15 protein-coding genes are annotated in these 22,829 nt (G+C 46.6%); 11 read left to right on the forward strand and 4 right to left on the reverse strand.

What is annotated here, in order from left to right:
* Position 1 precedes the first annotated feature (1 nt).
* Positions 2 to 703 (forward strand): ankyrin repeat domain-containing protein, encoded by a 702-nt coding sequence (locus ACT89M_RS04515; protein ID WP_308722276.1) that lies wholly within the window; start codon positions 2 to 4, stop codon positions 701 to 703.
* Positions 704 to 872: 169 nt separating this feature from the next.
* Here the strand turns inward: ACT89M_RS04515 and ACT89M_RS04520 are convergent, their stop codons facing one another.
* Positions 873 to 1,835 carry a copper amine oxidase N-terminal domain-containing protein gene (locus tag ACT89M_RS04520; RefSeq protein WP_253497122.1) on the reverse strand — a complete coding sequence of 321 codons (963 nt, stop codon included), beginning with the start codon at positions 1,833 to 1,835 and terminating at the stop codon, positions 873 to 875.
* Between the two features lie 241 nt (positions 1,836 to 2,076).
* Here ACT89M_RS04520 and ACT89M_RS04525 point away from each other — a divergent pair, with 241 nt between their 5' ends.
* From ACT89M_RS04525 to ACT89M_RS04550, 6 genes are all read left to right on the forward strand, one after another.
* Complete coding sequence (locus ACT89M_RS04525; RefSeq protein ID WP_308722277.1) at positions 2,077 to 4,500, forward strand: outer membrane protein assembly factor BamB family protein; 2,424 nt, start codon at positions 2,077 to 2,079, stop codon at positions 4,498 to 4,500.
* A gap of 154 nt (positions 4,501 to 4,654) precedes the next feature.
* The gene (locus ACT89M_RS04530) at positions 4,655 to 5,482 is read left to right on the forward strand and encodes a methionine ABC transporter ATP-binding protein (RefSeq protein ID WP_308722278.1); all 828 of its coding nucleotides are present in this window, start codon (positions 4,655 to 4,657) and stop codon (positions 5,480 to 5,482) included.
* Positions 5,479 to 6,150: a methionine ABC transporter permease gene (locus ACT89M_RS04535; protein ID WP_308722279.1), complete on the forward strand. Its 672-nt coding sequence runs from the start codon at positions 5,479 to 5,481 to the stop codon at positions 6,148 to 6,150. The genes ACT89M_RS04530 and ACT89M_RS04535 overlap by 4 nt, the downstream gene beginning before the upstream one ends.
* A gap of 51 nt (positions 6,151 to 6,201) precedes the next feature.
* On the forward strand, positions 6,202 to 7,038 hold the full coding sequence (locus ACT89M_RS04540) for a MetQ/NlpA family ABC transporter substrate-binding protein (RefSeq protein WP_090917389.1): 837 nt from the start codon (positions 6,202 to 6,204) through the stop codon (positions 7,036 to 7,038).
* 199 nt (positions 7,039 to 7,237) lie between these two features.
* Positions 7,238 to 9,226, forward strand: a complete 1,989-nt coding sequence (locus tag ACT89M_RS04545; RefSeq protein ID WP_308722280.1) for a methyl-accepting chemotaxis protein — start codon at positions 7,238 to 7,240, stop codon at positions 9,224 to 9,226.
* Between the two features lie 242 nt (positions 9,227 to 9,468).
* Positions 9,469 to 12,687, forward strand: a complete 3,219-nt coding sequence (locus ACT89M_RS04550) for a response regulator (protein ID WP_276539748.1) — start codon at positions 9,469 to 9,471, stop codon at positions 12,685 to 12,687.
* A 21-nt stretch (positions 12,688 to 12,708) separates the two neighbouring features.
* Here ACT89M_RS04550 and ACT89M_RS04555 read toward each other — a convergent pair whose 3' ends face one another.
* Both ACT89M_RS04555 and ACT89M_RS04560 read right to left on the reverse strand, forming a co-directional pair.
* Positions 12,709 to 13,383 (reverse strand): response regulator transcription factor, encoded by a 675-nt coding sequence (locus tag ACT89M_RS04555; RefSeq protein ID WP_090917395.1) that lies wholly within the window; start codon positions 13,381 to 13,383, stop codon positions 12,709 to 12,711.
* Between the two features lie 74 nt (positions 13,384 to 13,457).
* A complete protein-coding gene (locus ACT89M_RS04560) occupies positions 13,458 to 14,306 on the reverse strand; it encodes a helix-turn-helix transcriptional regulator (protein WP_145332942.1) in 849 nt (282 codons plus the stop codon).
* Between the two features lie 148 nt (positions 14,307 to 14,454).
* On the opposite strand from ACT89M_RS04560, the gene fabF reads away from it, so the two are divergent.
* Positions 14,455 to 15,693 carry a beta-ketoacyl-ACP synthase II gene (fabF, locus tag ACT89M_RS04565; RefSeq protein ID WP_154891246.1) on the forward strand — a complete coding sequence of 413 codons (1,239 nt, stop codon included), beginning with the start codon at positions 14,455 to 14,457 and terminating at the stop codon, positions 15,691 to 15,693.
* Positions 15,694 to 15,776: 83 nt separating this feature from the next.
* Here fabF and ACT89M_RS04570 read toward each other — a convergent pair whose 3' ends face one another.
* Positions 15,777 to 17,009, reverse strand: coding sequence for a nitrate/nitrite transporter (locus ACT89M_RS04570; RefSeq protein ID WP_154891132.1), 1,233 nt, complete (start codon positions 17,007 to 17,009; stop codon positions 15,777 to 15,779).
* A 505-nt stretch (positions 17,010 to 17,514) separates the two neighbouring features.
* On the opposite strand from ACT89M_RS04570, the gene ACT89M_RS04575 reads away from it, so the two are divergent.
* The 3 genes from ACT89M_RS04575 to ACT89M_RS04585 all read left to right on the forward strand — a co-directional run bounded on the left by ACT89M_RS04575 (position 17,515) and on the right by ACT89M_RS04585 (position 22,823).
* Positions 17,515 to 19,821, forward strand: a complete 2,307-nt coding sequence (locus ACT89M_RS04575) for an FAD-dependent oxidoreductase (protein ID WP_154891134.1) — start codon at positions 17,515 to 17,517, stop codon at positions 19,819 to 19,821.
* Positions 19,822 to 19,856: 35 nt separating this feature from the next.
* Complete coding sequence (nasC, locus tag ACT89M_RS04580; RefSeq protein ID WP_487345300.1) at positions 19,857 to 21,989, forward strand: assimilatory nitrate reductase catalytic subunit NasC; 2,133 nt, start codon at positions 19,857 to 19,859, stop codon at positions 21,987 to 21,989.
* 414 nt (positions 21,990 to 22,403) lie between these two features.
* A complete protein-coding gene (locus ACT89M_RS04585; protein ID WP_154891135.1) occupies positions 22,404 to 22,823 on the forward strand; it encodes a hypothetical protein in 420 nt (139 codons plus the stop codon).
* The last annotated feature ends 6 nt before the right edge of the window (positions 22,824 to 22,829 follow it).

Raw genomic sequence — 22,829 nt, forward strand, 5'->3', positions numbered from 1 at the left:
TATGAACAAATCCCTGATGCTGATTATTCTGATCAGCAGTGTGCTGTTCGTTCAAGGCTGTATGCTTAACGAAAAAAGTAACCTAAAGGAGGGAAGTCACGTGGCTTCACTAAATCAGCAGTTATTCAGTGCAGTTGAAGCAAAAGATACCAAGAGTATCGAAAAGCTCCTTCAGCAGGGGGCAGAAGTTCAGGCTCAAGATCAGAGCGGGAGAACGGCCCTGATGATTGCGACATATAATCAGGATATAACATCTGTGCAAAAGCTGATTGAAGCAGGTGCGGATGTTAACCAGCAGGATGACATGTTGAATAGTCCGTTTTTATATGCGGGCGCTGAAGGGTATTTGGATATTTTGAAGCTTACTATTCAGGCAGGGGCAGACCCTGCTATCACAAACCGGTACGGAGGAACGGCGCTCATCCCCGCTTCGGAGCATGGATACGTTGACGTGGTGCGAGAGCTACTGACCAATACCACGGTAGATGTGAACCATGTGAATAAATTGGGATGGACAGCACTGCTGGAGGCGATCATTCTAAACGATGGCAATGAACGGCAACAGGAGACCATTGAATTGCTTATCCAACATGGGGCTGATGTTAATCTGGCTGATGGCGATGGTGTGTCTCCCCTTCGTCATGCTAGAGCAAAAGGCTTTAAGGAAATTGAAGCTATTTTGTTGCAAACAGGTGCAAAGTAGTGAACACGCTAGTGCTATGGGGCAAGCTGGCATCTGCCAGGGAGTAACTGAAGAAACAGGAAAAAACGGGATGGAGTAGCATTGGCTGCCTCATCCCGTTTTTCTTGTAGTGAATTATATTTTTTAGTGGGAATAGAACATCCCTTTATTAGCCTTCTTTATATGCAAACTATTTTTCCTCAGGCACTTCAACCATAATCTTGCCTTTGGCTGGAGCAGCAGAGCCGCTTGCTATAGAGCCTGCCTTGTTTGATATCTCGTAGGTAGTTTCCTCCAGCATGAGGGAGTACTTGAAGGATACGAGTGTTTTACCAGCGACAGAAGGGCGGGTTCCTGCTTCGGAAACGGACTTGGCTTTAATAAAGAACAAATCGCCCAGAGTTCCCGCTTGTTTACCCAGATTAGCCTGCCATTTCAGCATGGCATTTCCGTTCGTGATTGTGTAATAACTGACCAGATCGTTATCCTCAATCAAGAAGAAGCGGTCTTTTTGGCCTTGTTCAAAAATGTAAACTGTTGATGAATCCACTGGCCCGAGCGGATTTTTCACCTGTAGGCGCGGTTGGCCGAAACTTGAAAGCCGCGGCAGCCGCAACGCTGCTTCGCGAGCTGCCGTCAAATCAGAACCGTTGTAATCCTTCACTACGGAAGCATTGGTGGTGTAAATATAAGCTTCCTTGGCAGCCTGATTCCAGCGCACTTGTGCGCCAAACGTTTCACCAATGGCACGAAGTGGCAGCATCGCTTTTCCTTTTACCAGAATTGGAGCCGAGGACAGGGTGGCATTCTGTCCATTCTTTTTCATCGTTTTACTATTGGGTGTCAGCACGTATTGGTCACTGCCTGTTTTGATACTGATTTGTTTGCTCTTATTATCGTAACCGAAGGTATAATCTCCGAGAAATTGCAGTTCAGTCAGGGCAATGTACGTGACGCCTTGGCGGATGACCACATCGTATTCTGCAGGCATATTGTTAATGTAAGCCGTAGGTTTTATTATAGTGGCTGCCTCAGCCACCGTAGGCGTGAACAGTGCAGGAGCTGTTCCTGCGGTCAGAATGGAGGCGGCCAGCAGCATCTTCCATTTTTTCTGCTTCCATCGTGCGTTGTGTGATTGTGTTTTGTTTGTCATGATCATTCTCCTTTCAAGTCACTAGACGGAACAGTTATCCCAAAAGTTGCATATTAATGGAACATCCATAAGATATTAACCTAATTCCTGTATATTAAACTGTGAATTGAGGGCATAAAATAAAGCTGTGTTCGAGGGAAGAAAGGATATGATTTTTCCAAGATTCATTCGGAAAACAGGTAACTTTTTGATATGGGGAGCGTCTTATATGGAAATAACTTCTATTGGGAGATGAATGTGTGTGAAAAAGGAGCCTAATCAGAACATATGGGGTTATACTCGCTGCTTTACCTTAACGGGAATAACTGTGCTACTGCTAACAGGATGTATGATGCCAGATCCCCAAACGGATGTGTCGGGCAGACAGGCTCAGGTTTCAGCAACACAGACAACTGACACGAAAGCTCCAATTCAAGTCTACGATACAATTTTTAACGATTTACAGTTGCCTGGTTCATCAACCTTGCTTTCAGCGCAGCAAATTTCCGCCAAGATCCCCTACAAAAAGGGTGAACGAGTAACGCTCAGAGAGGGCTTGCCTCTTTTCAGTGGGCGGAAGGATAACCGTGTTGCAGTAGATCAGATGAAGATTACATATCTCACTATACCGAAGGAAAAGTATATTTTGACTGGGGTTCAGGGGGAGTGGATGCAAGTCAAGAACCAGCAGCAAGATAACTACTGGCTTCCTGCCTGGTATGCGCTTAAGCAGAGTGACAGCATAACGCAAACTGATCCTCATACATTCACTGTTCAAACGGATAGCAAATTGTACCTCACTCCTGACAGTACGATAACTTGGCCTTCCGATCAGGCGCTATTGAAGAAGGCGCTCATCGTGGCTGAGTGGAAGGAGTGGGTCGGCGTGTCCATTGCTCCCCGTATTTGGAGCAAGGAATGGACAGGTTATCACCATGTAATGCTCTGGATCAAGAAAAAGGATATCACAGGTCAAACTCCTGTCTCCGATGGATGGTTTGTAAGTGAGCCATCGTTATCTATCTCTATGCTCCGCCATCTGGTAGATACCAAGCTGGATCAAACGACGACCACCAAGCAGGTTGCCAAGTGGTTAGGGGAGCCGGATTGGAAGGAGCAGTCCAGAAATCTGAATGAACCAGGTGATCCGATGCGAGTTAGACAGACCTGGAGATATGAGCGGCAGGATGCACATTTATTGTTAACCTTTAATAACAACGGCAAGCTGACCGAGATTCATTGGAGTATGCTAGCGAGTCAGGATAATGAGGCAGATCTCCGAAGTGATGAGCGTATGGGCAGGTTTACTTATTTCACTCAAGTTGCTATGGGGAAGTCGCTCCCGCAAACGCTACCGTGGAAACCGGAATGGGTGAATCAGGGAGATCTGAACTATACCTTTTTACAAGCGGGTACAGATGATGTGCTCCTCATGAAGGGAGATGATGGCGGATTTAGCGGCATGCATTATGATGATTCCTTCTACGCGCTGGATCGACATACAGGGAAATTGCTCTGGAGAGTGCATAACGGATATGGTCCTGCTCAAGCGGTTTTAAATACCAAGCGGGATGCCGTTACACTATATACAAGTTATGACACCGATCGCAAGCAATATCTGGATCGTTTGCGCCATATCAACCTGAAAGACGGAAAGGTTCTATGGGAATATAAACCTGAGGTACAAGATAAGCGGAATACCAGTATAAACAATAAGAATACACCTGACGATATGGTATGGTTGAACGGCATCAAAGCTGCCCGAAACGTAGTTATTGTAGATATCCCTGCGGCTGAAGGCTCCAGTAATGGATGGATTCATGTGCTTAATAGTTCAACCGGTAAACGGTTATGGACTAAGAAATTAACGACAGGATATCAATTGCTTAATCGGAATGCCGACGAACCTTATGTTCTATATCAGGAGAAAAATCAGCTTGTTGCCGCAGATCCTCTAACGGGACGAACGGTTTGGCAGGTGGAGGCGGGACCATCCGCGATAGATCATATCGAGAATGATTCCTATTTTGACGGCATCCATCGTTATGATCCGTTTGGCTCAGCACCCCTTGGGCGTTGGATGTTGCTGGATGATCAGTGGGTGCTGCTTGATTTGAATTCTGGTAAGAAACAATCTCTAATTCCCACACGTATAGGTCAGCAGATAGAAGTACTGAATGATGATATGGTGCTGATTCGTCAGAATAAAAAAGGAAATATGTACGGTGATTACGGAGATTATACAACCTCCTTATTTGACCCAGATACAGGCAAGATTCGCTGGACGGTTGATGCGAAAATTGAACGTGGACTTCTAGAGGCGGATCAACTGTATGTCATTAGAAATGGATATCCTGCCGCCGTGGATTACCATACCGGGGAGACACGGTGGGATGCACAAGAATCTGTTGGAACAAACCAATATTCGACCAATCAGGGCAGTTACCTCATCATTGGAGATCGTTTGTTGCTTCCGCGAAATGAAAACTTGCTTGTGATGGATAAAAAGGATGGAACTCTGCTAGGGCGCGTGCATGATGTAGTCATGGGGACTCCGGAGCATCGGGATCGGGATGCAAAGAATGGCATGATCAACCGAATCGACGATAAAGTGTATGTCGGATCAGCTAACGGACGTTTCCGTGTCTTTCCAGTTGATCAGCTGGAAGGAGATATCTCTTTTTAAAAGCTTGTCTGGGTCGCCATGTTGTTTTATTATAAATGAACAGGATTGCTCGCGCTCCGGTTATCGGCTGTGCGGGCTTTCTTCATGTGTTCTTGAAAGATTCTTGAGAGATACTTGAGGGAACCATACATGATCATTCACGGGAGGAATCTCCATGATTTCATTATATGGTGTGAGCAAACGGTTCAACGAGCGCGGTTCCCGTGCGGATCAGGGATTTGAGGCCTTGCGATCCGTCTCGCTTGAAATAGGTAAAGGTGAGATTCATGGCATTATTGGTTCCAGCGGGGCAGGAAAGTCGACCTTGCTACGGATGCTCAACGGTTTGGAACAGCCTGATGCTGGAGAGGTTACCGTCAATGGTCAGCAACTAACCGGAATGAACGAGCGAGACTTGCGTCAGGCACGTCGGTCCATCGGTATGATCTTCCAGCATTTCAATCTGGTCAGCAATCGCACGGTGCTGAGCAATGTGAGCATGCCCTTGGAACTGGCCGGCAAATCACGTTCACAGCGGCGAGAGCGAGGGTTGGAAGTACTTCGATTCGTAGGACTGGAGGACAAAGCGAACCAGTATCCGGCTCAGCTGAGCGGCGGACAGAAGCAGCGCGTTGCTATTGCCAGAGCGCTTGCCAGCCATCCAGCTGTATTGCTCTGCGATGAACCAACGTCTTCACTTGATCCGCAGACAACAGGGGGAATATTGGATGTGCTTCGTCATGTGAACGAAACGATGGGGGTGACGATTGTCGTTGTTACCCATGAGATGGAGGTAGCTCGTCGATTATGTCACCGTATTACGGTGATGAAAGAGGGTCAGATTGTGCGTACCTTATCGGAATCAGAAGTTCGCAGTATCCCGGTTCCACAGCCGGATATCCTTACTTCACTGCTTGCAGACGACACTTTGGGTGGAACAGGAACGGAAAAGGTAACGGGTACCACTCTCCAGCGTCTGGCGGAACAGGAGGACGGGCAATGATGTTACCTGAGTCAGTGCTTAAATATCAGCATGAAATCTGGCAGGCCATTGGAGAAACATTTGTGATGGTGGGGATATCCATCGCGGCAGCAGTGCTGGTCGGTTTGCCTCTCGGTACGCTATTGTACCTGTTTCGTAAAGGGCAACGATACCAGAATCGAGCCTTGTTCACGGTTCTGGGCAGTCTTGTGAATATCATTCGTTCCTTTCCATTCCTGCTGCTGGTCGTCTTCATGATCCCGTTCACTCGGTTGGTTGTAGGCACATCCATCGGTACGTTAGCTGCAACGGTGCCTTTATCGGTCATTGCTATTGCTTATTATGCCCGCCTTGTCGAACAGGCGCTACTCGATGTGCCTAAAGGTGTCATCGAAGCGGCTTCTTCTATGGGAGCCTCAACCGTGCAGCTTATCCTTAAATTCCTGTACGTGGAGGCAAGGTCTGGTCTTGTGCTGGGACTTACAACAGCAACGATCAGTTTTGTTTCCTATTCTACGGTAATGGGGATTGTGGGCGGTGGCGGTGTTGGTGATTTTGCCATTCGTTACGGTTATCAACGCTTCGAAACGGAAATTATGATATTTACGATTATTATCATGATTGTGCTTGTACAGATCATTCAATTCACAGGTAGCCGATTATCACGCTGGTTGGATCGCAGATCCTGAGGAACCCGTTAAAAACGACTACACATTACACAGAGAAGGGGTAAATATTTAATGAAAGTAAAATTGATGCTCATGCTACTCGCGGTTATGCTGGTTGTATCCGCCTGCGGTAAAAAAGAAGAAACGCCTGCTACTGAGGGGGCGAAGCCAGAATCACAAGCCGGACAGGAAGTTACACTAAAAGTAGCGACATTGATTCCGCCAATGACGGATGTACTGGATATCGTTAAACCGCTTCTTAAAGAAGATGGCGTAAACTTGGAGGTTGTGGTGCTGTCAGATAACGTACAGCCGAATACGGCTCTAGCAAACAAGGAAGTGGATGCGAACTTCTTCCAACACGTGCCGTACATGAAACAGTACAATGAGGCGAATAGTGCAACTCTGGTTCCTGTTCAGCCCATCTACAACGCGATCTATGGTGGATACTCCAAAACCTACAAATCCATCGATGAACTGCCAGAAGGAGCAACGATTGCGATTGCCAATGATCCTTCAAACATCGGGCGCTCCCTCGTCATGCTGGAACAAAACGGCCTGATTAAACTCAAAGAGGGTGTAGGTTTTAATGCGACACAAGCGGACATCACAGAGAATAAAAAGAACTTCAAGTTCAAAGAAGTAGATTTGCTGATGCTTGCCCGTATGATGGATGATGCAGATCTGGTAGCTATGACTCCTGCCTATGCGAGCCCGCTCGGTCTGACGCCCAAAAAGGATGCTTTGCTGACCGAGAAGGACGATTCCCATTTTGCGATCACGTTGGTAGCCCGTGAGGATAACAAAGACTCCGAAGCCATCCAGAAGCTGGCTAAACGTATGGCTGGCCCTGAAGTGAAAGCCTTTTTCGAAAAAAATTACGCAGATATTGCCATTCCAGCATTCTAAGGTATAGGTGAGTATAGAGATTCGAACATTGAGATCCGAGCAAATATGCTTGGGTCTTTTTGTTTGTGATATTACTTCTGTTAACAACTATTTAGAAACTTAATAGAACCGGAGTTAAATTCGTTTAATTTAGTTAATAACTTTTTTGTATGTTAGTGAAAATATCAATTTAATATGGAAGAGGTAGAGTGAATTGTCGTTGGAAAACAAAAAAACAGGTTGGTTAGGAAAGATTGTAACCGATTTTAAGATCAAACTGATCATGTCCTTCATTATCTTTTTGGCGGCCCCTTCCATCACTATAGGTGTATTGTCTTATAACAATGCCAAAGAAGAAGTAACGAAACAAATTCTACATAGTGCAGAGGAAAACGTGAATTTAGCTAATAGTACGATTGATTTAATAGTCAATGTGAAACGCAAGCAGGTTGAATATTATGCGAAAGTTTTTACTGCAGACACCATGAAAAATTCAGAAGCAAACATGCTGGAGGAAATAAAGGGATTCATCGGGCAGAACCCGGATGTGGTTTTGGTCAGTATAGGAAATGAAAATGGAAAATATTTAAGTTCTTCGGATACAGCTACCCCGCAAGATTATGATCCGCGAACCAGACCTTGGTATACAGAAGCGATGAGTCAACCTGGTCAGGTTATCGTCACAGACCCGTACACCTCCACATCTACGAATTCAGTTACGGTTTCAATTGCAAAGGCATTGGACGATCGCTCTGGTGTAGTCAGTCTTGATCTGGATCTGAACGACATTAGCAATAGTATAAGCAAGATCAAGGTAGGGGAGCAGGGATATATGGTCTTGCTGGATCGTAGCAAAAAGTATATCTATCACCCGAACAGCCCAGCTGGATCAGACGCGAAAGAGTCATTTTGGGCAGAGGTATTTGATAACGAATCAGGCACATTTGATTATGTCTATAATGATGAGCCCAAGGTTATGTATTATTTAACGAATGGTTCAACCAATTGGAAAATCGCAGGTACGATGTTTACCTCCGAGGTGCATGAGGCGACAGCTCCGATTCTGCATCGTATGATCATTGTGTTGTTATCTTGCCTTGGCGTTGGGGCTGTAATTATCTGGCTTGTCATGCGATCTATTATTAAACCGATCAGAGAATTGAAAAATCAAGCGATACAAGTGAGTGAAGGAGATCTGACACAGACTATTGTAAGTAAAAGTTCGGATGAGCTTGGTGAACTTAGCGACGCTTTTGGCAAAATGCAGACGAATCTGCGCTTGCTGATCCAGAATGTAGAGCATAGCGCAAGTCAGGTAGTTACCTCATCAGAAGAGATGACGCAGAGCGCAGAAGCGACCAGTGCTGCGAGTGAACAGGTGGCCAGAGCTATTCAGGAAATTACGCTGGGAGCCGAGAAACAAATGCATGGTATTGAGCATAATCACGAGGCTATGCGCGAAATTACGTCTGGTGTAACCAATATTGCGGAGAGATCGGTTCATGTGTCCGAATTAGCCAAACAGACCACATTACAAGCAGAAGAAGGTGGCAACACGGTTAAGCAGACGGTAGATCAGATGAGATCAATTCAAGAGACCGTCTTACAGATGAGTCGTATCATTCAGACATTGGATCAACGTTCTGAGCAAATCTCGGCCATCACAGAGCTGATGGGAAATATGGCAAAACAAACGAATCTACTAGCTCTGAATGCGTCGATTGAGGCTGCACGTGCAGGTGCACACGGGAATGGGTTCGCCGTAGTAGCTGGAGAAGTTCGCAAGCTCGCAGAACAATCCCAGCAGTCTGCTCAAGATATTACTACACTGACATCTGCGGTCCAGAAGGATACATTGGAATCCGTTGATATGATGAAGAAAGTGGCATTAGAGGTCGAGCAGGGCATGGAGGTTTCCACTGAAGCTATTCAGAAGTTCGAACGTATTCTGGAGAGTATGCGCGAGACTACACCTCAGATTGAAGAGATCGCAGCCACTTCACAGCAGATTACGGCTGGAGTACAGGAGGTTGGGGCTGTGTCTAGCGAACTGGCAGGCATTGCTTCAGCGAATGCCTCAACTTCGGAAGAGGTCACAGCCTCATCGGAAGAACAGCTGGCTTCGATGGAGGAGATATCAGCTTCTGCAAGAAGTTTGTCAAGTATGGCAGAACATCTGCAACGTCTGATCCAACAGTTCAAGTATTAGGGAGCCGTGAGGCTCCTTTTTTACATTTAGTCTGGTAATTTCGTGGGAGTTTCTGGAATGCGTATCGAAGGGTAAATGTTAGAAGAAAGGAGGAGGGATTAGGGAGAAATAAGGAAATATCCGCAATTGAATAAGGGGGAGACGCGTAATATGATTTGATTAATGCGGAGATACAATCGGCCAATCTGGCCTGTTTTTTCGTATGTTAAACAACGCTAAAGTCGTAACTTGGATGGTGAACTTTGCTACGCGATCTCGTTTTAAATTTTACATTAATTTTAATTTTCGTCTTCCTTATTCATCACTATCTGAATCAATCGAGTAATCGGAATAAGCCATCATTTACCTCTCGCTTGATCATTGGGATAGCGATGAGCATGTTAGGTACTGCGTTATACTACTTCTCCATTATATTGGATGACGGCTCGATGTTAAACTTTAGATCCATCGTATATCTTCTTGCTGCCTATTATGGGGGAGGCGGAACAGCGTTTATTACCTTTGCGGGATTGTGGATGTTTAGAATTAATGCTGGTTTTTGGCCGTCCATTGAAAATTTTGATTATGCATTGTACGAACTTTTGTTTGTTCTATTCGCATCCCTGAATTTTAAGTATATACACAAATTTAATCTCCGGTGGTTCTCCGGATCGCTCCTGTTCATTTCGGTTTACCAGTTCACGATGGTTTTGACATATCCGGCGACACCCTATAGTCACGGGATTACTTTACTGTCTCAAATTGTATGTATGCTGCTGGTTGTATTGTTCATCTATTTCCTGAATCAGAATCATCAATATAGACAGTTGGTGGTACAAAAAGAGCAGGAAATGCTGGAGATGCTACGCAGACAGCCAGGGTTTACATTTAAACTGCGAAAGCTGAACGGGAAGTTTGAATTTCTTTTGCTCGAAGGGGAAATGTTGTCTCATCTAGGTATGGACATGCGAAGTCTGGAGCAAAGCTTCCAGCTCGGGACTATTAATGCACTACCTCAGGAGAAAATTCAATTTTTGAAAACACAATTCAACCGCGCCTGGAGAGGCGAACACTTTTTTTTCGAGATTGAGCATAAAGGATACTATGCTCTGGTTAAGCTCGGGCCTTTTCTGGAAGGCAAGGTAGTGAAGTATGTTATCGGGTATGGACTTGATATTACAGAACATCGTGCTGTCAGGCGAAGGATTCAGGAAAGTGAGGAGCGCTATCGTTTGCTGGAGCGAGTGTCCTCTAATTGGGTTGCAGGATTGGACAATAGAGGCAACATCGTTTCCGTTAACCATAAATTTCTGGATGTCCTTCAGGCGGATCGGCAACAGGTCATTGGTCGTGCGCTTGCAGACTTGCTTGTGATGGAGAAATCAGATTGCTGGGCTACCGTTTTACGAGAAGTTATCTCGTCTAAAACCAATCATGAGGCGGAGTTGACCTTCCGGATCGGTGAAAGTGATGAATTGCATGTTCGCGTTCATCTTTATCCGATCAAGTCATCCGGTTCAAGTGAACAAATTAAGGCTGTCTTTCAAGATATGACCGACAAGTATCGACGGGTGAAAGCGGATAAAGCCAGTCAGGCAAAGAGTGAGTTTTTGGCCTTGATGAGCCATGAGTTGCGGACGCCGCTGAACAGTATTACCAGCTTCAGTTCCTTGTTGCAACGAACACCTCTTACGCCTCAGCAACAGGACTATCTAGGCAAGATCACCGTATCCTCACAATCGTTACTTGCGTTGGTCAATGATATTCTAGATTTTTCGAGAATTGAAGCAGGAATGTTTAATGTGGAGAATGTTCCCTTTTCTCTGGAGGATGTATTTAAACGAGTGGCGGATCAGATCAGTACAGCTATCGGTAACAAGGATATTGAGATCATTTTTCATACCGATCCCGAGCTGCCTTTAACGGTCATTGGTGATCCGTTCCGTTTGGAACAGGTTCTTATTAATCTGCTTAATAACGCCATTAAATTTACGGACGAAGGGTATGTCATATTTCACGCAGAAGTGCTCACACTTGAGGATCAACATGTTGAAGTTCGATTCGAGGTAGAGGATACCGGGATTGGTATCTCCCCTGAACAGATGGAACGTTTATTTGTACCTTTCAGTCAGGCCGAACCATCGACCTATCGAAAGTATGGAGGCTCTGGCTTGGGCTTGGTCATTTGTTATCTCCTGATCACTTCATTAGGCGGCAGTCTGCAAGTGGAAAGTGTACTTGGTGAATATAGCATGTTTACATTTGAGCTAGTGTATGAACTGACAGAAGTAGAGGATCGTTCTTTCCTGCCAACCTATCCATTGTTATATGCAGTGAATGATGTGATGATTGTGGAAAGTGACAGAAGAGTTGCAGAAAATCTGGAACAGATGTTGCGCTCATTTGGTCTTAGACCTAAAATCTATTCTTCTTTTCATGAAGTGCTTGTCAATGATAACTATGATTACGAGAAGGATGAATCGTTTTCACTCCTGATCATGCTCGATATGGATATGAAACATGTACATGATGAACCGGACTGGGAGTATTTAATGAATAGGCTCCGGGGTACACGGATTCAGGTGTTTGGGTATACGCGCGGTATTAGTGAGGATGCTCTTGTAGCTAAGCAGAATTTTATTAATCCGAAGGCAGTCTTGTTTAAGCCGATTACCCGTGTCGGGCTGTTTGAGACTTTGTTGACATTGCAGGATGGAGAAGTGCAGGATTTGAACCAAATTACAAATCAGGATGAGTCCTCAGAACGAATAAATCAAGGAGCCATTTTAGTGGCAGAGGATCATGAGATTAATCAGATCGCCATTCGGGCGCTGCTTCAGCAGTTGGGCTTTGAAGTGAAAGTGGTGAAGGATGGAGAAGAGGTACTGAGCGAGCTGCATGTTCAGCCGTGGAAGCTGATTTTGATGGATTTGTTCATGCCGCGAATGGATGGATTAGAAGCTGTTAAACACATTCGTCAGATGAGGCAGTACGATCAATTACCCGTTATTGCACTTACGGCAAATAGCATGAAGAAAGATCATAAGGAATATATAGAGGCGGGTATGAATGCCGTTCTGACGAAACCGATTGGTGAACAACAGCTCCAAGATGTATTGACGGCCTGGATTGATCTGAAGGGTTTGCATGACATCAGGGGGATTGATACGGATAAAGCCCTGAAACAGATGGATAACAAACCGCACATTTTGCAGTACGCGTTGAATAAGTTTGCTCTAGAATATAGCGGATTTGAGCAAAAAATTCAGAATTATCTTGAGCAAAAGCAAATGAATGAAGTTGTACGGAGTACACATTCTCTCAAAGGTGTTGCAGCCCACCTGCATGCTGCGAAACTGCTGCAGGCCGTTCTGCATCTGGAATCCCTTCTGTCGGTTCCATCCTTCGAAGGGGAATGGACCTCCATCCTGGAACAAGTGCAGCAAGAAATTGATCATATTTCAGAGTCACTACCATGGTAAATATGACTAGCAGAGGTCATGCTAAGGTGTGAATTTATACCCGACCCCCCATATGGTTTGAATATATTGGGGGTTTTTCGGGTTATCTTCAATTTTTTTGCGAAGTTTCGTAATATGTACATCAATGGTCCGATCATTAATATACGCATCTATTCCGCGAATGGCCTCGATTAAAGCGTACCGACTGAACACTTTGCCAGGATTAAGCACAAACAGCTTCATGATCTCAAATTCGGAAAATGTGGTTTCGACTCTGCGATTGTTTAGCAAAATGGTTCTGCGTGCGACATCGAGGCTTAACCCATTTTCGGTTTCGGTCACTACAGAGTTTTCCAATAAAGCATAGCGGCGTAAAACGGCCTCGATGCGAGCCTTCAGTTCCTGCATGCTGAACGGTTTACAGACAAAATCATCTGCGCCGTCGGTTAAGGAGCGAATACGTTCAGACACCTCGGTTAACGAAGAAATGACAATCATCGGAAGGGAGGTATGTTCACGCATGATTGCGCATGGATTTTTCCCACCTGAATCAGGTAACATCAGGTCTATTAAAATGATATCTGGTCTGGTTTCAAGCTGCAAAAGTGCACACCCGATGGTGTCCACACGATCTACTTCGTAGCCTTCACCTTGTAAATACAGGGATAAAGTGTCGCCCAGCATGTTGTCGTCCTCTATAATAAGCACTTTAGTCATGGTGTTCCTTTCTAAATCCACGTTATATAGGTATGTTAGGTAATGGATGTCGCTATCCCTGGCAAGTAAGCAATTCAGGATTCATTACTTCGATCAAGCAGTTGCATGAGTTTACGCTCTGTTGCCGTTTCTGGTGCGGGTGTATAAATGCTGCATCGCAAATCAGAATTACCTTGAATTTGTAGTGAGGTCAGATCAAACAACATTTTTCCTGCTCTCGAATGTCTGAATTCAATCCATACGTCAGGAGCACTGCTTACGCTGCTTTGTTTCCACAATGCTTGAAAATCAGGGTGGCGATTCATCATATCATTCAAAAATAAATTATACCATTCATCGTCGACATAACGACCATAATAGCCACGAAAAATAGATAAAAATCCGCTGACGAAGTCCTCCCAGTTCACTGCAAGCCTGCGCAACTCTTTTCGATCAAATACCAGACTAATCATATTCCGCTGCTCTAAGGGGATCTGTTCAAAGTTCATAAAAACTTGTGCTGCAGCTTCATTCCAGCCGACGATGAAACAGCGCCGATCAGAGATAATGGTAGGACAATAGCGCAATTCCTGCAAGATTTTCTGCAATGACGGGTGAAGCTGAAGCGTGTCTGGTTCCGGCACGGGCAGATCCGAATAATGCTCCGTAGCTAGAGAAAACAAGTATTTTCGTTCATCTGCAGTGAGTCTGAGAGCAGAAGAAATGCTGTCCAGTACAGCATGTGAAACCTGAATGCTTCGTCCTTGTTCCAGCCAGGTATACCAGGTCGTGCTGACGTTAGCCAATTGGGCGACTTCTTCCCTTCTTAAACCAGGTGTTCTTCGCCGGCCTCCGGCAGGCAAGCCAACGGATTCTGGAGAGAGTTTCGAACGCTGTGTTTTCAGAAAAGTGGATAACGCCTGTAGTCGAATAACATCACTCAATGGATCACCTTCAATCTGTTTATCATGGTAGTCATTATACTATGATAAATGACAACTTGTAATAGGATATACAGAAATGGCACTATGAATGCATAAGCATCAGGAAACTGAATGAAGAACGTTACAAGGAGGACAAACCGGGATGAGTATGGAACGTGTTGTGATTACAGGAATGGGTGTGATCTCTCCACTCGGCAATGATGTAGATACATTCTGGGGCGCTTTGAAGGAAGGCAGATCGGGAATTTCTCCGATTGAACATCTGGACAGCGGATTGTATAAAACAAGAATGGGCGGATTGATTCATGATTTTGATGGTGAAGCCAGATTTGGACGCAAAGAAGCCAGACGCATGGATCGGTTTGTACAATTTGCTGTTGCAGCAGCAGACCAGGCGTTATCGGATTCAGGTCTAGTGCTGGAATCGCTGGACCGGGAGCGGACAGGTGTATATATTGGTTCAGGTATAGGTGGGATTCAGACCTTGATGGATCAGGGCAGTGTCTTGTCAGGACGAGGAGCATCGCGGGTCAGTCCAACGCTTGTCCCGATGATGATATCCAATATGGCGGCAGCCACAGTCAGTATGAGGTTTGGCTGCTGGGGGCCAACGCTCTCCCCGGTAACGGCCTGTTCGATTGGAAACACAGCCATTGGTGAAGCCTACCGGCTGATTCGCCACGGAGGAGCAGATGTTATTTTTGCAGGAGGTACAGAAGCGGCAGTCACAGAAATATCGCTTGCTAGTTTCGGCAATGCGACAGCGTTATCTACCAGAAATGAAGCTTATACAGCGGCAAGCCGACCATTTGATGCAGGCAGAGATGGGTTTGTTATGGCCGAGGGGGCAGGGATTCTGGTCGTGGAAGCTCTGTCTCATGCACTGGCAAGGGGAGCAAATATTCTCGCTGAAGTTATCGGATATGGGGCTACTTCCGACGCGTACCACATGGTAGCCACTCATCCTGAAGGTAGAGGAGCTTATCTTGCCATGCGGGCAGCGTTGCGGGATGCAAAGCTGGAGCCTCGAGATATCGATGTGATCAATGCTCATGCGACCAGCACAGAGGCGGGTGATCTGTCTGAAACGAGAGCGATTAAACAGCTTTTTGGTGAATTGGCCTATCATATCCCCGTAACAGCGAACAAGTCCATGACGGGGCATATGCTTGGTGCTGCAGGGGGAGCAGAAGCGATATCTCTCGTTCAAACGCTGCGCCAAGGCATCCTACCGCCAACCATTAATCAGGAGCAGAAAGATGCCGAATGTGATCTGGATTATGTCCCAAATGTCGCGAGAGAAGCGGTCTTGCAGACGGGCATGTCCAATTCTTTCGGCTTCGGCGGACATAATGCCGTTATTATTCTTCAGAAGTATTCAGCATGAGCAAAATGGATTGAATAATTGATAGGAATAAAACAAACAGCGCCGCCGATATGGCTACGCTGTTTTCATGTGTAGGCAAGGGATCAAGACGTCAGAGAAGTTGAATCCGCAATGCCTTTGCCACTTCTGCTCAGCCAGCTTACCCGCCAGCGGGATTGCATGAAGAGAACAAGGCACATGGAAGCGGCAGCGATGAGACTGAGAATAACAAATCCTGGCGTGTAAGATTGATAAGAGCTGTACAGTTGACCCAGAATGAGTGGCAACGCGTAACCTCCCAAACCTCCGGCAGCCCCTACGATGCCTGTCATCAGACCAATCTCGTTGCCAAAACGTTGTGGAACCAGCTGGAATACAGAACCATTCCCGGCCCCAAGGCACATCATGCCGAGGAACAACATGACGATGACTACCGGAAGCGGCGGTAGGAAGGATACACCCAGAAGCATGATGCAGGCGCCGGAGTACAAGAAGGTAAGCATCCGGGTTCCGCCAATTTTATCCGCCAGAAAACCACCAACAGGCCGGAAGAAGCTGCCTGCAATGACACAGAACGTCGTAATGTCAGCGGCATGAACGGCAGAAAGTCCATATTGGGTATTAAAGAAAATAGTCAGATAATTACACAGTCCAACGAAACCGCCAAAGGTGACACAATAGAAGGCACAGAAGACCCAGGCATCTTTTTGTTTAAGCAAAGTTCCGTACTGGGATAACTTCTTAGGCTCTGGACGATTCGGACTGTTTTTGGCGAAGATGGAAAAGAGGATAAAGACGATAACAATCGGGATGATCGCGAGTCCGAAAACAACTTCCCAGCTACCAAAATGAGTGGCCAGACGATTGGCAAACAAGGTAGCAAGAACCGTTCCGCTATTACCTGCTCCGGCGATCCCCATGGCAAGACCTTGATGTTCTTTAGGATACCACTGTCCTGCAAGCGGCAGCGCGGCTGCAAATGAGGCGCCCGCTACGCCGAGTAAAAGAGCTACGACATAGAGTTGGCTGAGCGAATCCACCCATAACCAGCCCAGTAACAATGGAACGAGGGTGAATAACATACCGATCTGAGCGGTTACTTTGGGACCAATATAGTCGGACATGAAGCCAAGCACCAGCCGCAGGATGGAACCCCCGAGAATGGGCAGGGCAACCAGATTTGCTTTTTCCAACGGGGTCATCGGATAATCCATGGCAATAATAACAGCGAGCGGACCGAGCATACCCCAGATCATAAAACTGATGTCAAAATACATAAATGCTCCGAACAGTGTGGGCTTATGCCCGCTTTTCCAAAAACTTTTGCTCTCTACCATTCCTCATCGCTCCTCATCCAAGTAGGTTCTTTGTTATGTCTCTATGTTTTTGTTCGGGCAGAAAAAGGCCGCAAGCCGTCCTGAATTAGAACGATTTGCGGCCCCGTTGCCGACAGGCGGTACACTTCTTTGTGCTCCCGCTTCTGAGATGATCACATCGCTGTGATTTTGATTCAAATTATAAAAAGGGAAAAAGGTAATGTCAACAAAAATAACATTAAATTTTAAAATATTTATTTCATGACCCAATTTTCATTATTTCATGTCAATTTAGTTGACATATATTTTAAATTCAATTAATCTGAATTTAATAAGAATCTGCACAATGGCGTGTAGAACTCGGAGGCAATGGTGCCCCTTTTCCCCATAAGGAGAAGGGGTTATTGTGTTTTAAATCAGAAAAGGGGTTGTTCTGTTTTAAATCGAAAAAGGGGTCTTTGCGTTTTAAATCAGAGAGAGGCAATTCGGTTTAGTTTGCAGATGTGAAAGGGATAGGGGGCGGCCCATGAGTAGAAAGAAACTGGTAGTTATCGGCAATGGCATGGCTGGAGTGAAATGTGTAGAAGAGATTATTAACCTGGAGCCGGATCGGTATGAGATTGTCATCTACGGGACGGAACCTCGCCCTAATTACAATCGAATTATGTTATCCAAAGTACTTCAAGGTGAGCATTCCATACAGGACATTATCATCAATGACTGGACCTGGTATGCGGAGCGTAATATCCGGCTGTGCACAGGTGAGACTGTTCATCGGATTGACACCCGTACGAAGTTCATTGAGACGGAAGCTGGCAAAAAGGAAACCTACGACATATTGATCCTCGCGACAGGGTCCTCTCCGTTTATTCCGCCAATTCCGGGCATTGATAAGGAGCGTGTAATGTCTTTTCGGTCCATTGATGACTGTACTCGCATGTCAGATTACTCCAAAGAATACCGCAAAGCGGCTGTCATCGGTGGTGGATTGCTTGGGCTGGAGGCTGCAAGGGGACTGTTGCATCTAGGGATGGAAGCGGTGGTAGTCCATAATGCACCGTATATTATGAATCGACAACTGGATTACGAAGCTGCAGCGATGCTTCAACGTGAGCTTGAAGATCAGGGCATGTCCTTTCTTTTGAATAAAAATACGCAAAAAGTTACCGGACGTTCACAAGCGCAGGGTCTGCTTTTCACAGATGGATCCAAACTGGAGGCACAACTGGTCATTGTTGCTGTCGGGATTCGCCCGAATGTGGATCTGGCCAGGAGAAGCGGCATTGCTACACATCGTGCTGTTGTGGTTGACGATCATATGCGTACCAGCGTACCAGATATATATGCCGTGGGAGAATGTGCAGAGCATCGGGGGATCAGTTATGGTCTGGTAGCACCGCTGTATGAGCAGGGAAAGGTGCTGGCGCGCACATTGTGCGGACAGGAGGTGCCGGGCTATGCAGGTTCTGTTCCGTATTCACAGCTGAAAGTCTCGGGGGTAGATGTTTTCTCGGCAGGAGACATCAGTGACGAAGGGTTGCAGACGGCCATTCAGCATTTGGATGGTGTTCAGGGCACGTACAAAAAAGTGCTGATGCAAGCTGGCAAGGTTAGAGGTGCTATTTTGTTTGGCAACACGGTTGAGGGCACGGCCCTCCTTGGTCTGGTACAACGTGGAGCCGATGTGGCTGAGCTTGCCCCCAAGGAAGATACGCCAGATCCTGCAGTAACAGCAGCAGCTGCGCTTCCAAGCCAGGAAACGGTCTGCGCTTGCAACAATGTAACCAAAGCGGCGATCTTAAAAGCCATTCAGGAGCAAGGGCTGGAAACGGAAGAACAAGTGAAGCAACAAACCAAAGCTTCAGGTTCATGCGGTGGTTGTAAACCTATGGTAGGCGCTCTGTTGAAACACGCTAAACGTGTGGAACTTGATGGAGGTGTTAGCACAAGTGCTGAATCAGGCGGTACGAAGGAGAAACCTGCCGTGCTCCCTGTATGTCACTGTACGGAGATGAGCCACGCAGAGCTGAAGCATCGGGTGAGCGTTATCTTTGAGTCATATGCAAAAGAAGCTGACATTTCGAACGTTGGATCTGGAGTCCTCCCATTGGAAGACAAACAGTTCAATTCACTGTTGAGGGGGCTGAACTGGCATTCGGAACACGGGTGCCCGGTATGCCTTCCTGCAATTCGCTATTATGTTTGTGTTTCAGGATTAATGCAGTCCTCCGCAGAAAATGATGCGAAAACAGTGCTGAAGACAGACCTTTACGGACTGGAAGCGGAAGATTTACAAGGGGAACTTGTGCAGGGACATGATCAGATGGTTCACATCTATTCGGAGCGACATGTACCATCATTGGCTTCTAGTATTACTGCAAGCGATCTGGAGACGAGACTTCGTACCGATTGGAAAACAGCAGTGATGCCTTCCGAAGTGAACATCGCTATTGCTTGGGGTTCTCGATCCCCGGTGAATGTACTGGTTTCCGATGTAGGCCTGCAGGCTTCTCCGGCTGGATGGGAAATTTACGTCGGAGGTCATGCCGGGCATCCGGTAAAGGAGGGCTCCTTGCTCGGGACAACGGAATCAGAGCAGCAAGCGTTCATTCTCGCATCGGCCTGTCTGCAATGGTATCGACAAACGGCTTGGTTTGATGAACCTTTATGGATGTGGACTGAACGTCTGGGAGTGATGTCGATTCGGGAAACGCTTTTGAATACACAATTCCAGCGAGAACTTACGTTTAATCGCGCACAGGAGCGCGAGAAGGATGTTGAGCGTGGAACGGAGACCCTTTTTGAAAACCTCATTGCTCAGGTGAAAGCTTGAAAGCTTACATGAATAACCCGGAAAGGCAGGAGAGCATGATGATGGACGCGGTAAATACAGACCAAGCGAAGTCGAGGTTATATGTAAAAGAGACCCAATGTCCTTATTGCAGTGTGCAATGCAAAATGTCCGTAGAAGAGCTTGCCGCTCCCGTTGCAGGTCAGAAAGTAGCGGAGTATATGGTTCAAGGCATGCCCAATAAGGCTTCGCAGGGCCGCCTGTGCGTGAAAGGGATGAATGCTCATCAGCAAGTGTTCAGTTCCGAGCGTTTGATGTATCCGCTCATTCGCCGTCAGGGAGAATTGGAGCCGTGCTCATGGGATGAAGCAATGCAGACGATTGCTGATCGGTTGCAACAGCTACAAACGACGTATGGTTCTGATACCGTAGGCGTATACGGCGGAGGATCGTTGACCAATGAAACCGCATATCTGCTTGGAAAATTTACCCGCGTAGCACTCGGCAGCAAGTACATCGACTATAACGGCCGCTTCTGCATGTCAGCAGCAGCTTCTGCCGGTAGCAAAGTTTTCGGAATGGATCGTGGATTAACGTTTCCGCTTTCGGACATCCCTAAAGCAGCATGTATCATACTGGCAGGAACGAATGTAGCTGAGTGTCAGCCAACGCTCTTACCGTATTTTAATGAAGCGAAGGAAAATGGAACGTTTATTATTGTGATTGATCCTCGTAAGACAGCAACGGCAGCCATTGCTGATCTTCACCTCCAAGTGAAGCCGGGTAAGGATGCACTGCTGGCCGATGCGATGCTGAAGGTAATTATGGATGCGGGCTTGGCTGATTCCAGCTTTGTTCAGAAACGTACGACCGGATATGAACAGCTTGTGCAGGAGATGGAAAGTCTCAATCTTGAGCAGGCCGCAAAAGCATGTGGGGTCGAACTGGACTTGATCCGTCAGGCGGCAATGGCTTATGGCGAAGCACATACTGGCATGATTATGACGGCACGCGGGGTGGAACAACAGACGGATGGACACATGGCTGTCCGGCATTTTCTGAATATGGTGCTGGCAACCGGAAAGATCGGCAGAACAGGTTGCGGATATGGCGCAATTACCGGACAAGGAAATGGACAGGGGGGACGGGAGCACGGACAGAAGGCAGATCAGCTACCAGGATACCGTTCTATTGAAAGTGAGGAAGACCGTGCATATATAGCATCTGTCTGGGGAGTAGACCCTACTCTTTTGCCAGGCAAAGGTGTATCAGCTTATGAGATGATGGAACGTATCTATGAGCAGGACATTCGCGCATTGCTTGTGATGGGTTCTAATCCGATCGTTTCAAATCCGAATGTAAGCTTGGTAGAGGAAGGTTTACGAAAGCTTGATTTTCTCGTCGTAGCCGATATGTTTCTGTCTGAAACGGCCAGATTGGCCGATCTTGTACTGCCCGTAACCGCTTATATGGAAAATGAAGGCACACTCACCAATCTCGAAGGGCGTGTTCTCCTGCGGGAACAAGGAAGGTCTGCACCTGGAGAAACGTTAGACGATTGGGACATTTTGTGCCGCATTGCCGAGAAGCTGGGCAAAGGTTCGTTGTTCCAATATGCGAAGGCTGAGGATATCTTCAATGAATTGCGAATTGCGAGTCGTGGCGGAGTAGCGGATTACTATGGAATCACCTATGAACGACTGAGAAATGAACAAGGAGTGCACTGGCCTTGTCCTTCTTTAGATGAGCAGGGCGAGGGAATGTTGTTTCATGAACGATTTGCTCATGTCGACGGAAAAGCTACGTTTACTCCGGGAGCCAGTCTAGGGTGGGATGATGTTTCGGAAGCTTTTCCCTTGATTCTAACGAATGGGCGTATTCTCGCTCATTATCTAACAGGTGTGCAAACACGCAGAAGCCCAGCACTTGCTGCTCGTGAGTTAGAGAACTTTGTGGAACTGCACCCGTCAACGGCAGCTCGCCATCGCATCCGTGACGGAGAGTGGGTAGAGGTCCAGTCGGCCTACGGAAGCTTCACTGTCCGTTCGCGAATCAAGGCATCCATCCGCGAGGATACGCTGTTTGTGCCCATGCACTGGGGCGGAATCCAAAATGTGAACCGGGCAACGAGGCCTGATCTGGATCCCTTCTGCCGAATGCCTGGATTCAAGACAGCGGCCGTGAAAATTCAGCCTTTGCGACTGGTCTGATACATTATATTTACTTACTATTTAAATATGGAATAGCTGCACATCTCATGATGTTTCGTGGGGTGTAGCAGCTTTTTGCGTTATATGTGCAACGGCGTGCCGGGGCACGTCAAGGGGAAGTGACGTAACAGGGAGCGAAAAGGGGGTAAAACGTGCACTTCAGTGGGTTTCAAGACACGCCCTAGTTCGCTGGTTCGATGGAAACATGAATATTGGCCCATGAAAGAGGTGAGCAATTTCGTTATGATGTTTATTAGGGGTACATATGTACGTATTTGTTCTGTTTTGAAATCTATTGCTTTCGGGTATTAACTCTTGATTGAATGGGATTTAGCTATTTGTAATAAATTGGTTTTTTGTGGGTGGAGTTATGAATGAAGCTATGCATGAAGTTATGAAAGGAGACACGATGCATTGAAATTATGGATTACAGTGAAAAGTTTGGGCAAACGCAAACCGGCTCTTGCGAAACAAGCCGCTGAACTTCCGGAAACAACAAGTACACTTCGACTGCTTATCGAGAACATGGTTGAACAACAGGTGCAAGCTTTTCGAGAGAGGAAGGACGCAGCGGGGATGCTTGCTTATCTGATGCCTCAAGACATCGACGCGCAGGGTGCTACGGGAAAAGTGGGTTTTGGCACAATACATGGCGAGGGCGTTCCTGATCTTGGAGAGGCGAAGGAAGCCGCGATACTTGCTTATGAAGACGGAATGTACAAAGTATTTCTGAATGATGAAGAATTGGAAGATTTGGATCAACCACTGAACATAGAGGATGGAGCTCATGTGACCTTTATCCGCTTCACGATGCTGGCCGGACGTCTGTGGTAAGGGGAG

It is taken from the genome of Paenibacillus sp. NN59 (assembly GCF_057597225.1).